The organism is Streptomyces sp. NPDC015532 (assembly GCF_043078065.1).
Classification (GTDB): domain Bacteria; phylum Actinomycetota; class Actinomycetes; order Streptomycetales; family Streptomycetaceae; genus Streptomyces.
This window is the reverse complement of the sequence record NZ_JBIBSY010000014.1, coordinates 90,302-102,096: the sequence shown is the minus strand read 5'-3', so window position 1 is coordinate 102,096 and position 11,795 is coordinate 90,302. Positions and strand designations below refer to the sequence as shown.

At 70.6% G+C, this 11,795-nt stretch carries 9 protein-coding genes; 6 read left to right on the top strand and 3 right to left on the bottom strand.

All coding sequences use genetic code 11. The features are described 5' to 3' along the window. Window positions 1-59: 59 nt before the first annotated feature. Window positions 60-542, bottom strand: coding sequence for a CarD family transcriptional regulator (locus ACF07B_RS32635; protein WP_003953493.1), 483 nt, complete (start codon window positions 540-542; stop codon window positions 60-62). 725 nt (window positions 543-1,267) lie between these two features. Here ACF07B_RS32635 and ACF07B_RS32630 point away from each other — a divergent pair. After that, window positions 1,268-1,933, top strand: a complete 666-nt coding sequence (locus ACF07B_RS32630) for a DUF461 domain-containing protein (RefSeq protein WP_369484903.1) — start codon at window positions 1,268-1,270, stop codon at window positions 1,931-1,933. A 179-nt stretch (window positions 1,934-2,112) separates the two neighbouring features. On the opposite strand, the gene ACF07B_RS32625 is transcribed toward ACF07B_RS32630, so the two are convergent. Then, a complete protein-coding gene (locus ACF07B_RS32625) occupies window positions 2,113-2,793 on the bottom strand; it encodes a response regulator transcription factor (protein WP_037622332.1) in 681 nt (226 codons plus the stop codon). Further along, the gene (locus ACF07B_RS32620; RefSeq protein WP_392181620.1) at window positions 2,790-4,067 is read right to left on the bottom strand and encodes a sensor histidine kinase; all 1,278 of its coding nucleotides are present in this window, start codon (window positions 4,065-4,067) and stop codon (window positions 2,790-2,792) included. Before ACF07B_RS32620 ends, ACF07B_RS32625 begins: the two co-directional genes overlap by 4 nt. Window positions 4,068-4,321: 254 nt before the next feature. On the opposite strand from ACF07B_RS32620, the gene phoU reads away from it, so the two are divergent. The 5 genes from phoU to ACF07B_RS32595 all read left to right on the top strand — a co-directional run bounded on the left by phoU (window position 4,322) and on the right by ACF07B_RS32595 (window position 11,464). Further along, entirely contained in the window at window positions 4,322-5,011 is a 690-nt protein-coding gene (gene phoU / locus ACF07B_RS32615; RefSeq protein ID WP_362408732.1) for a phosphate signaling complex protein PhoU, read from the top strand. Between the two features lie 152 nt (window positions 5,012-5,163). Next, the gene (locus tag ACF07B_RS32610; protein WP_328451008.1) at window positions 5,164-5,316 is read left to right on the top strand and encodes a hypothetical protein; all 153 of its coding nucleotides are present in this window, start codon (window positions 5,164-5,166) and stop codon (window positions 5,314-5,316) included. 346 nt (window positions 5,317-5,662) lie between these two features. Then, complete coding sequence (locus tag ACF07B_RS32605; protein ID WP_392181619.1) at window positions 5,663-9,427, top strand: AAA family ATPase; 3,765 nt, start codon at window positions 5,663-5,665, stop codon at window positions 9,425-9,427. 189 nt (window positions 9,428-9,616) lie between these two features. Next, the gene (locus ACF07B_RS32600; protein WP_392181618.1) at window positions 9,617-10,129 is read left to right on the top strand and encodes an HAD domain-containing protein; all 513 of its coding nucleotides are present in this window, start codon (window positions 9,617-9,619) and stop codon (window positions 10,127-10,129) included. 945 nt (window positions 10,130-11,074) lie between these two features. After that, window positions 11,075-11,464: a hypothetical protein gene (locus tag ACF07B_RS32595; RefSeq protein ID WP_392181617.1), complete on the top strand. Its 390-nt coding sequence runs from the start codon at window positions 11,075-11,077 to the stop codon at window positions 11,462-11,464. The last annotated feature ends 331 nt before the right edge of the window (window positions 11,465-11,795 follow it).

Genomic DNA, 11,795 nt, shown 5'->3' with positions numbered 1-11,795 from the left:
CTTCTGCGCGGGCTCGGGCGTACGTCAAGACGACTCGCGTCTTGGCGACTGAGCCGGCGTCAGGACGCGAGAACCTCGTCGAGCAGGGCCTCGGCCTTGTCCTCGTTGGTGTTCTCCGCGAGGGCGAGCTCGCTCACCAGAATCTGGCGCGCCTTGGCGAGCATGCGCTTCTCACCTGCGGAGAGTCCGCGCTCGCGCTCACGACGCCACAGGTCACGTACGACTTCCGCGACCTTGATGACATCGCCGGAGGCGAGCTTCTCCAGATTTGCCTTGTAGCGACGCGACCAGTTCGTGGGCTCCTCGGCGTACGGCGCGCGCAGCACCTCGAAGACCCGGTCCAGCCCGTCCTGACCGACCACATCACGTACGCCGACGAACTCCGCATTGTCCGCTGGCACACGTACCGTCAGGTCACCCTGGGCGACCTTCAGCACCAAGTAGGTCTTGTCCACGCCTTTGATCTGGCGAGTTTCGATGGCCTCGATCAGCGCGGCCCCGTGATGGGGATAGACCACGGTGTCGCCAACCTTGAACGTCATGTGACAGGTACCCCTTCCGTGGCTATCCAGAGTAACACGGAAACGGCGTCTTCTGAATGGCGTTTTCGCAGGTCAGGGCATATCTCGGGGCTTGACAACCGCAACAGGAACGTGCTGCGAGGGGCGAGCGGAAGAGGGTATTCGCAGGTGGGAGCGGCTGTCCATGCGGAGTGAAACGCGTACGTTACACACACCCGGAGCCCGTCGCCAGGCTCCGAACATCCCGTTTTGTCCTGCTCCAAGAGCGCGAGTTCCGCTACTCCGTTCGACGGGCGGAGCCGAGTACGAGCCGAATCCGGAATTGATCAAGACGTTCGATGATCGCGTACTCAACGGCCCCCGATGACAGCGTGATCCTTTTCCGGAGAGCCGGGCATTCATTCCGTGAAATGCGCAGGCTAAGACCGCGGAACTTATGTGAATGGCGGACAGGACGCGGTCAAAGTAGCGGACACGCCGAAGGAACGGATGGTGTCCTGCGGGGCGCACACCCGGCGCAATGGGGCCCGCGGGCGCATGCCCCGCGCCCGGGACCCGGACGGGCCCCGGGCGCACCCCCTCCTCCCCCCTCTTCCTCCCTCGGGCAAGCAAAGTCGGCGGCTTGGGGAGGGTCGGGTGCGGTCGGGCGGGAACGGATCGGTAACCTAAGGCCGCTGACAGACCCTTAGGGCGGCTTTACACAGAGGTCGTCCTGCTTCGCCCACGTTCAAGGAGTTGCCGCCGCCGTGAGCAGCAGCCTTCGACGCGGCACTCTCGCCGCCGCCGTCATCGCGTTCTCGATCGCCTCGCTCGCCGCGTGCGGAGCGGGCAGCGACGCCCAGACGCTGGAGGTCAAGCCGGACAACGCGGCCACCTCCGTGGGCGTCGTCAAGGTCCAGAACGCGCTCGTCATCACCCAGCCCGACGTGAAGGCCACCGGTCCGGCGGTGATCTCCGCGACGCTGTTCAACAACGGCACCACCGCGCAGACCGTGGACGCGATCAAGGTCGAGGGTGAGGGCACCGCCCAGATCACGCCCGCCGAGGGCAAGGGCAAGCTGACCGTCCCGGCCGGCGGCTCGATCGTCATCGGCGGCAAGGGCAACGCCTCCGCGGCACTGTCCAGCCCCTCCGAGACCGTCCTGAACGGCAGCGTCCAGAAGGTCACCTTCTCCTTCAGCGAGACCGGTGACGTGAGCCTGAGCGCCTTCGTCGTCCCGGCCGAGAGCTACTTCACCAAGTGGGGCCCGAGCGACATCCCGGCGGCGCCGGCGACCTCCTCGGCCCCGGCCACCTCGCCCTCCGAGTCGGCCACGGGCTCTCCGTCCGCGTCCGAGTCCGCCTCGGGCGAGCCCGGCACGACCGCGTCGTCGAGCGCGACGGCCACCGCGTCGGCGTCCGCCGGCCAGTGACACCGCGGGCGTGCTAGGCAGAGGCCGGTACACGGCCCGTCACGCGGCCGCCCGCGCGCACAGCAGTCCCGTACGCCGAAGGGCGGGACCCCTCTCCGGGAGTCCCGCCCTTCGGCGTATTGCCACGCCGTACCGCCGTGTCGTACCCCGTGACGTGCCGCAGGGGGGACGAGGCCGGTCTACGGCTCGAACTTGTAGCCGAGACCGCGGACCGTCACCAGGTACCGCGGCGCGCCCGGGTCCGGCTCGATCTTCGCGCGCAGACGCTTGACGTGGACGTCGAGGGTCTTGGTGTCACCGACGTAGTCGGCACCCCAGACCCGGTCGATGAGCTGCATGCGGGTCAGCACGCGGCCCGCGTTGCGCAGCAGCATCTCCAGGAGGTCGAACTCCTTCAGCGGAAGGTCGACCTTGCCGCCGGAGACGGTGACCACGTGACGGTCGACGTCCATCCGGACCGGACCGGCCTCCAGCGCGGCCGGGGCGACCTCCTCCGGCTCCCCGCGGCGGCGCAGGACGGCCCGGATACGGGCGACCAGCTCACGGGAGGAGAAGGGCTTGGTGACGTAGTCGTCGGCTCCTATTTCGAGTCCGACCACCTTGTCGATCTCGCTGTCCTTGGCGGTGACCATGATCACCGGGACGTTGGAGCGACCGCGCAGCTGACGGCAGACCTCCGTGCCGGGCAGCCCCGGCAGCATCAGGTCGAGGAGGACGAGGTCGGCGCCGTTGCGCTCGAACTCGTCCAGTCCGTCGGGCCCGGTGGTCGCGATGGCGACCTCGAAGCCCTCCTTGCGAAGCATGTACGACAGGGCGTCGGAGAACGACTCCTCGTCCTCGACGACGAGCACACGGGTCACGGAAGGACCTCCGGGGCAGGAAGCGGTTCGTACGGGGATGTGACGGTGGTCGTCCCGTCGGGCTGCTCGGACTCGTCCTCTTCGCCGAGTCCGGGCATGTGGTGATCGGTCACGCGGTCGCGGGCCGCACTCGCCTCCGGCAGCCGCAGGGTGAACGTGGAGCCCTGACCCTCGGAGCTCCACACCGTGACCTCCCCGCCGTGCGAGGCGGCCACGTGTTTGACGATCGCCAGCCCGAGACCCGTACCGCCGGTGGCACGGGAGCGGGCGGGATCGACACGGTAGAAGCGCTCGAAGACGCGCTCCTTGTCCTTCTCCGAGATGCCGATGCCCTGGTCGGTCACGGCGATCTCGATGTGTTCCCCACCGGGTGCGGTCACCCGGCGGGCGGCTATCCCGACGCGGGTGCGGGCGGGTGAGTAGTTGACGGCGTTCTCGACGAGGTTGCCGAGGGCCGCGGCGAGCTGGCCCCGGTTCCCCCACAGGCTCAGGTCGGCGGTGCCGCCGGCGGCCATGGTGATCTGCTTCGCCCCCGCCTGGTGGCGGCAGCGGTCGATCGCCTCGGCGACCAGCTCGTCGACCCGGACCGGCTCGGCGTCCTCCAGAGGGTCGTCGTTCTGCACCCTCGACAGGTCGATGAGCTCCTGGACCAGGTTGGTGAGCCGGGTGGCCTCTATCTGCATGCGTCCGGCGAAGCGCTCGACGGCCTCCGGGTCGTCCGAGGCGTCCATGACGGCCTCGGAGAGCAGGGAGAGCGCTCCGACGGGAGTCTTCAGTTCATGGCTCACGTTCGCGACGAAGTCCCGCCGCACCGCTTCGATGCGGCGTGCCTCCGTCAGGTCCTCCACGAGAAGGAGGACCAGCCTGGATCCGAGGGGAGCCACTCTCGCCGAGACGGCGAGGGCCTCTCCCCGTCCCGTGCCCCGTCTCGGCAGGTCCAGTTCCACCTGACGTATCTCCCCGTCACGACGGGTGTCACGCGCCATGTGGAGCATCGGTTCGACGGCCAGTTTGCCGCCCCGCACCAGTCCGAGGGCGTACGCCGCCGAGCTGGCCTTGACCACGGCGTCCGCCTCGTCGAGTACGACCGCGGACGACCTGAGCACGGACAGCACGGTGTCGACGCCGGGCGGAAGCACGGCGTCGGTGTGCAGGGAGGTGCGGGTCGGGCGTTTCTGGTCGCGCTCGCTCCAGCGGAACGCCAGCATGGCGATGACACCGGTGAGCACTCCGGCGATCGCTGCCGCTGCGGCGACCGCCGCGTTCACGTCCATGCACCCAGGTTAGGCATGCCGTCGGTCCTGGCCACAGCCATCCGAGTGCGAGCTCGAACACTCGTCGCCCAGAGTTCACCCAGGAGCCAGTGCTGATTCACTTGAGGTGCCGGAAACGGACGCGTACGGGGCCGAACGTGGGAGCGTGGGGTTCCAGGGTCCCTCCGGCGGCCGGTCGACTGTCGGTCGGCTGTCGGAACAGCCAGGTCCCGGACCCCGGACCCCGGAAGCTGACGTACGAGAGGGACGACCACATGCGTGACGCGTATCACGAGGAACTTGACTCGATCGGCGACGGCCTGGTCGAGATGGCCCGGCTCGTCGGGTCGGCGATCGGGCGCGCCACGACGGCCATACTCGATTCCGACCTGAAGCTGGCCGAGAGCGTGATCGCCGCCGACCAGAGGGTCGACGATCTCCAGCACGAGCTGGAGGCCCGCGCGATAGCCCTGCTGGCCCGCCAGCAGCCGGTGGCGACGGATCTCCGGATCGTCGTCACCTCGCTGCGGATGTCGGCCGACCTGGAGCGCTCCGGCGACCTGGCCCAGCACGTGGCCAAGCTGGCCCGGCTGCGTTTCCCGGCCCGCGCGGTCCCGCACGACCTGCACGCCACGATCCTGGAGATGGGCCAGCTCGCCCAGCGCCTGATGGCGAAGGCCGCCGAGGTCATCATCACCAAGGACGTCGACCTCGCGATGCAGCTCGAGCAGGACGACGACGAGATGGACCTCCTGCACCGCACGCTCTTCCAGCACCTGCTGGACGACAAGTGGCAGCACGGCATCGAGACCGCCGTCGACGTCACCCTCCTCGGCCGCTACTACGAGCGCTTCGCCGACCACGCCGTCTCGGTCGCCAAGCGCGTCGTCTACCTGGTCACCGGCGAACACGCCGACGAACTCCAGTCGGACATCCAGCCGGTCACGGGGGTGGAAGGCGCATAGCCCCGCCGGGCGGAAACCAGGGCCGCCCGCCCCGGGCGCGAGAGACGCCTCAGTGCGCCGTTGATGCGCCCGCCCCGCTGGGCATGAGATGGGCGACAGGAGCCCGTACGGCGCGGTGTGCGCCGACGCCTCCGTGCCTGAAGGAGGGACCCATGGCCGAATCCCCCAGCACGCCCGACCCGACCCAGGACCGCGACACCCAACAGCCCGCCGAGATCAAGAACCTCCCTTTGTTCGGCGCCTGCGGCTGCGGCTCAGGCTGCGGCTGCGGCTGCCAGTCGGGCAATCCCTGCCAGTGCGGCTGAGCACCTGCGTACGTCCGGAAGGGCCCCGTCGTCACGACGGGGCCCTTCTCCCTTCCCCGGCCACGCACCCCGGCCCGTCGGCCACGCGCCCCGGCCACGCGCCCCGGCCCGTCGGCCACGCGCCCCGGCCGGCGTCCCTCCGGCTCGGCCCGTCTCGCACGAAGACGTACGCACGAAGACGTACGCACGGGGATCGGATCTGTTCGGGCCGGACCGAAATCTGCGCGATTGTGGTGCTGTTGCCCGATTGACCGTGGTCTGACCGGCGAACTCTGCTACCTCTGGGACAGGGGAGGCGGGCCCTGGCCCGCGGTGGCGCGAGGGGCGTCGCCAGGAGGGGACACACGTGAGCACGACACCACGGGACACGGTCATCGCCATCGAGCAGAAGGCCGTCGACCGCGCCTACGACTGTTACGAGGCCCGGCTCGCCGAGATGACGTCGCCGTCGACGGCCACGGCTTCCGCGAGCGCCAAGGACGGCATCGCGGTCCGCGAGAAAGCGGAGAGCGCGGCGGAGGAGTACGGCGGTCTCGGGGGCGAGGCCCTGGTCATCAGCCGTGTCGACGTCCAGGAGGCGGGCGACGCCGAGCCGGAGACGTTCTATGTCGGACGACGCCATGTCTTCGACACCGAGACCCGCGATCAGGTGGTGGTCTCCTGGACGAACCCGATCGCCGTGAGCTGGCACAACGCCCGGCCGGAGACACCGGGCGAGGTGCTCCTGCGGCGCCAGTTACGCTGCGCGGGGCGCCGGGTCGAGGACTTCCTGGACGAGATCGCCCCGGGCACGGGACCGTACGGCGACTCGCCCGAGCCCGGACAAGAGGCCGGCGTGCCACCGCGTTTCATGGACGAGCCCGCTCCGCTCGAAGCCCCGGACCTCCCCGAGGCCGCCGAGATACCCGGCGTCCCTGACGTCCCTGACCCCCAGGAAATCCCCCGCTCCCGCGATGGCGGGGAACCCCCGGAAGCATCCCCGGGACTCTCCCCGGAAGCATCTCCGGAGGAATCCCCGGCGGAATCCCCGGCGGAAGGGCGGAGCGGCACCGCCCCGCTCGCCGGAGGCCGCCACGCACGGCCCCGTACCGTCGTCCCGGCACAGCGGCAGCCCCCCGGACGGCGGCGTCAAAAGCCGCAGCCGGTCGACGAGTTCCTCCTGCGGGAGCTGCACCGGTCACGGAGCGGCCGGATGCGCGACATCGTCGAGACGATCAGACGCGACCAGCTGGCGCTGGTCACCGGCTCCCCCGCGGACATCCTCGTCATCCAGGGCGGCCCCGGCACCGGAAAGTCCGCGGTCGGCCTGCACCGCGTGACCTGGCTCGTCAACAACGACCACTTCCGCGCCCAGGACATCCTGGTCGTGGGCCCGCACCAGAACTTCCTGGAGTACGTGGGGCGCGTCCTGCCCACCCTCGGCACCCGCAACGTCACCGCCGTACAGCTCGCCCGGCTCTGGGAAGGCGAGGTCCGGGGCTCGGACTCCCCCACCGCACGGCTGGTGAAGTCCGACGAACGGATGGCGGCCGTCCTGCGCAGGCGAGTGGAGAGCGAGTGCCGGCCCGAGGCCGTCGACACCGTCGTCTCCGCCCCCTCCCACGCCCAGGACGAACCGGCCTTCGTCGTGGTCGTGGGCGGTACCTCCCTGCGTCTGCCGCGCTCGGAGGTGCTCGGGCTCCTCCAGGACGCCCGCGAGGGGGCCGAGGGCTACCGGGCGGGCAGGGACCGGTTCCGCACCCTGCTGGTGGACCGGCTGCTGGGCGAACTCGTAGGCATCGCCCCGCACCGCGGCAGGGACGCGACCGTGCGCCGCGACCTGGAGCGCAACCGGCAGGTCACCACTCTCGTCGAGAGGGTCTGGCCCGCGCTGAGCCCCGAGGTGGCACTGCGCGGCCTGCTCAACTCCCCCACCAGGCTGCGCGAGTGCGCCGACGGGATCCTCGACGAGGGTGAACAGGCCTCCCTGCAAAGGAGGAAGGCCGAGAGTGCCGCCGAAGAGCCGTGGACGACGGACGACTTGGTGTGTCTCGAAGAGCTGCGCTTCCTCATCGCGGGCGAGAGTCCGCGGAGGTACCGGCACATCGTGGTCGACGAGGCTCAGGACCTCACCCCGATGCAGGCGAGGTCCCTGCGCAGACGGTGTCCGACCGGCTCGATGACCGTGCTCGGCGATCTGGCCCAGGCCACCGGACCGCATGCCTACACCAGTTGGAAACAGCTGGGCGGAATCCTGTCCGCGCAAGGAGACTGGCGCGTGGCCGAGCTGAACACCAGCTACCGCGTCCCCGCGGAGATCATGGATTTCGTGGCGCCCCTGGCCCGGGCCATCGCTCCCTCCCTGCCCTACCCGACGGCCGTACGACGGGCCGGCGACGGGGCCGTGCGGCTGGTCCCCACGACTCCCTGGGAGCTGCTGGACGACGCGGCGACCCGTGCGGCACGTCTCGCGGGCACGAACGACGGCCGGTCCCCGCGGTCGATCGCCGTCATCGTTCCCGACGGCTCCGACTGGCTGGAGGAGGTCCGCCGACGCGTCGACCTCGTGGAGGGCATGACCGAGGAGACCTCGCGGACCGTGTCCGTACTCCCCGCCGCCCAGGCCAAGGGCATGGAGTTCGACCACGTCCTGGTGCTGGAGCCGACGGCCGTCGCCGACCGGGGCCCCGCCGGACTGCGCCGGCTGTACGTCGCCCTGTCCCGCAGCACCCAGACGCTGACGGTCCTCCACACGACACCGCTGCCGGGCGAACTCGGCACACCGGCCGACGGCACGGACGGCGAAGTCACCTCCTCCTACGCCTACGTGGCGCCCGCGGCCCCCCAGTCGGAGAACGGGACGAAACCCGGCGATCCCGCCACCCGAACCTCCGCCACCCACACCTCCGCCACCACCGATCCCCCGGGTGACGACCTGCCGGTCGGCACCCCCGTCGAGGTGCGGGTGCTCGGCCCCGGCCCGGGCTCCCACTTGAAGGTGAAGGTCCTCGCGCCTCCCACGGAGCGATCCGTCCTCCTCGTCCCGCGCCACGGTGAACCCACCCCGGCCACGGGCTCCCGGCTGGACGGCTGGGTCACCCGGAACGAGGGTCAGCTGAGCCTGGTCTCGGCCGGCGAGTTCGGGCGCCGGCCCATCTCCTCCCGGATGGCTCCCCGTTACGAGGCCGCGCTCGGCGTCCTGCGAGACATCGCGCACGGCGACGACGCGTCCCCGCCGGAGACGACGGCCCTCCTCGCCGAACTGAAGGGCATGGCCGGCCGCTGTCTGCGGCGCGACCGGGTCGACTGGCTGAGCGTCTGGCGCCTGCTGGGCTCCGCGGACCGTGACCGGCTGAGCGATCTGGCGGACCTGGCCCAGCGCACCCGACAGGCGATCGCCTCGGACACCCCCGGCCTGCGAGCCGCCCTGACGGACGACCCGGCGTTCCGGCACTGGACCGACGCTCTCGACCGGGCCCGCGACGAACTCCGCCACCGGATGCACACCGGCCCGGAAACGGGCGCGGAGACCGGGCCCCCGGCGAGCGGGACCGGCACGCCGACCGAGACAGCACCACCCGGGGCGATCACGACCGCGCCGACCGAGCCCCGCAGAACACCCGGAACACTCGAACCACAGAAGGACACCGACGTCATGAACACTGCCGCTCTCCTGGAAATCGAGCCCGCCCCGTCCGAGGGACGGACGGCATGGAGCGAGGCACTCGCGCGGCGGCTGGACGTCGAGGCGCAGGCCGACCGGGAGTGCAACACGCACGAGGCCGTGCGCTTCGAACTGAAGGCGGCGCTCCTGCGAGCGGGACTGCGGCCGTCGGACTCCCGGTTCTCCGACGCGACCCTGGAGGGCCCGGACGGCTGCTTCCGCTACGAGGTGCTCGGCGCCGACCGTTCCGGCTACGCGCAGCTGCGTGCGGGAGCGGCCCGCCTGATGGAACTGGACCGGGTGGAGTCGCGCTCGGCGGACGTCCGGTACCTGGTCCTGTCCGAGCCGCCCACGGAGGACTGGGCTCCCGACGCGATCCGGGAGGCCTTCGGTGTCCACGTCGTCTGGCGCACGGCGGCGGGCTGGCACGGCCCGGACGCACGAGCCGCCCTGCACCTGACCGATTGACCACGACGCGACCGGCCGATTGACTGACCTGTCGGGGACGGCACCCACCGTTCCCGACAGCCAGGAAACACCTGCCCGGGAAGCGCCTGTCCGGGAAGCGCCTGTCCACGACAGCCTCCCAGGAACAACTGCCCGGAGGACAACCCCCTGGGGGACAACCGCCCGGGGAACGACTACCCAGGAAACACGGTGGATGTGGACCGCCCGATCCTCTTCCTCGACGTAGACGGCCCCCTGATCCCGTTCGGCCCCTCGTGGGCACCCCCCGAGAGCTCGGGCTCCGGACCGGACTCCGAAGCACTCCCCGACGAGGGGAACCCACTGCTCGGACGGCTCGACCCCACCGTGGGCCCACGGCTGACGGCGCTGGGATGCGACCTGGTGTGGGCCACGACGTGGATGGAGGAGGCGAACGAGTCCGTCGGCCCGCGGATCGGACTGCCCCCGCTGCCGGTGATGGAGTGGCCCGAGGACGCCGAGGCGGGCCCGCGGGGCCTGCACTGGAAGACCCGCGCCATCGTCGAACGGGCCGGAGGCCGTCCGTTCATCTGGGTCGACGACGAGATCGGCGCCATGGACCGGCTCTGGGTCGCGGCACAGCACGAGGGCCCTTCCCTGCTGCTCCGCGTGAACCCGTCCGAGGGCCTGACCGAGGACGACTTCTCCACCCTCACAGCCTGGCTCCACACCCCCGTTTCCTGATCGGCCCCGTCCGACGGGCGGACGTCCGGAAACGCACGGCGCCTGGAGCGACCCCGCCGCCTTCTGGACCCAGGACTCGCCCAGCGGGACCACCTGCGCCTCGGGGACGAATGCTCAGGTGCGGTGGGCTCGGGCGCCAGGCCGCTGTACCCCCACCGGCCTCAGCCACGCTACTGACTTGCGGCGTCGACCAGAGCAAGCCCCAACGGCAGGCCCGTGGCGACTGCTGCTGAGCCCTCGGCCTGGGAGCCGGGGTCTTTACGGGCCCTGCTCTTCCCTCTCTTCCCTGTGGTTCCCCGGCACCGACGCGACGCCGCTGTCTGTACGGCCCGGACCCTGGCGAGGGAGACTGTGGGCATGGGGGACGTACTCAGCAGTGGCTCGGACCGACCGCCCTGGAGACCACCGCGTCGGCTGATCGCTGCGGCCGCAGCCGTGGCCCTGTCCGCGGCGCTCGTGGTGGGCATCGTGGTCGTGAGCGGGCCCGACGAGCAGGACCCGGCAGCACCCGTGAGCTCGTCGTCGGCGTCGCCGTCCGGCCGTGCCTTTCCTGATGGCCCGGACTCGGCTGTCGGGGCAAAGCAAACCCCTGGCATGGTGATCACAGGGTTACCACTGTCTCAGGGGGCCACGCTGATCAGGCGTGATCGCAGAGCGGACGCAGGCCCGTTGACGGTGGTCGTGCGACGCTCAGACGGTTCTCTGGGACTGCACGGCGCGGTGGTCACGTTCCCCGTACCTGCGCCGACAGGTGGGCGCCCGGTCTTGGTCGGCGGCGTCTCGGGCAGGACCCTTGAGCGAGAGATCACCTGGCCAGTCAGTGGCTCATACGCACGAGTCCGAGGGGATTTGCCGCAGTCCGAGCTGATCGCTGTCGCCGCCGCTACCAGCGTCGACTCGGGCCGCCCCGAGGTCGAACCACCGCCCGGACTTTCAGTGACGGCCATGGGCACCTCACGCCCGACCTACATACACGAGGCCCGATACAGCTCGGCCGAGACCGGGGAGATGGACGAGCTCTCAGGCGGCCTGACCTTCACCGGCGTCGCCCGGTGCGGCGGCCTCGAAGACCAGTTGTATGCCGCCCGTGTTCAGACGGCAGGGACCGTCAAAGGCAAGCCCGCGATCATCACGTCTGCGTTCGGTGGCAACGGCGCGCTGGCCTGGGAGCCGGTGCCCGGTGTCGTGGCGTACATCGGCTACAGCGGGGCCCAACTCGACGAAGGTGCCATCGCCGCCCTGCGCCGTCTGGCCGCGCGGACACGTCTGCTGAGTCCTGAGCAGTGGCAGGCCACCAGCCCTGCAACGAGCGACCAGATCAACGACGTCGGCTGATTCGACTGAGATCCAAAGCCGTGGAGCCGACCCGCCCCACCCCGGCACAACGTGAAGTGCGGGGCCGGGTCTCCGACTCGCACCCCTGCGATCGCTCAACGCTGCGACCTGCGACTCAGCCGTCGACGGTTGTCAGCGTCGGTCGTCGTTGAGCACCCTCGGCCGGCCCGGAGGGTGCTCAACACGCACGACGCCTTCTGACCCGTAGCTCTAGTCGGATCGGCCGGTGACGGCCATTCCGGGCGCCACCGGGTCCAGGAGGGCCGCTCCCGGAGCCGGGTGGGTGCTGGGGTTGCGGTACTTGGCTGCTGTACCGCAGGATCCCGACGGG

Excerpts from the sequence above, each read along its gene's own strand:
- phoU (WP_362408732.1), top strand. The coding sequence starts at position 4,322 with ATGCGTGACGCGTATCACGAGGAACTTGACTCGATCGGCGACGGCCTG.
- ACF07B_RS32635 (WP_003953493.1), bottom strand. The coding sequence starts at position 542 with ATGACGTTCAAGGTTGGCGACACCGTGGTCTATCCCCATCACGGGGCC.
- ACF07B_RS32595 (WP_392181617.1), top strand. The coding sequence starts at position 11,075 with ATGGGCACCTCACGCCCGACCTACATACACGAGGCCCGATACAGCTCG.
- ACF07B_RS32620 (WP_392181620.1), bottom strand. The coding sequence starts at position 4,067 with ATGGACGTGAACGCGGCGGTCGCCGCAGCGGCAGCGATCGCCGGAGTG.
- ACF07B_RS32610 (WP_328451008.1), top strand. The coding sequence starts at position 5,164 with ATGGCCGAATCCCCCAGCACGCCCGACCCGACCCAGGACCGCGACACC.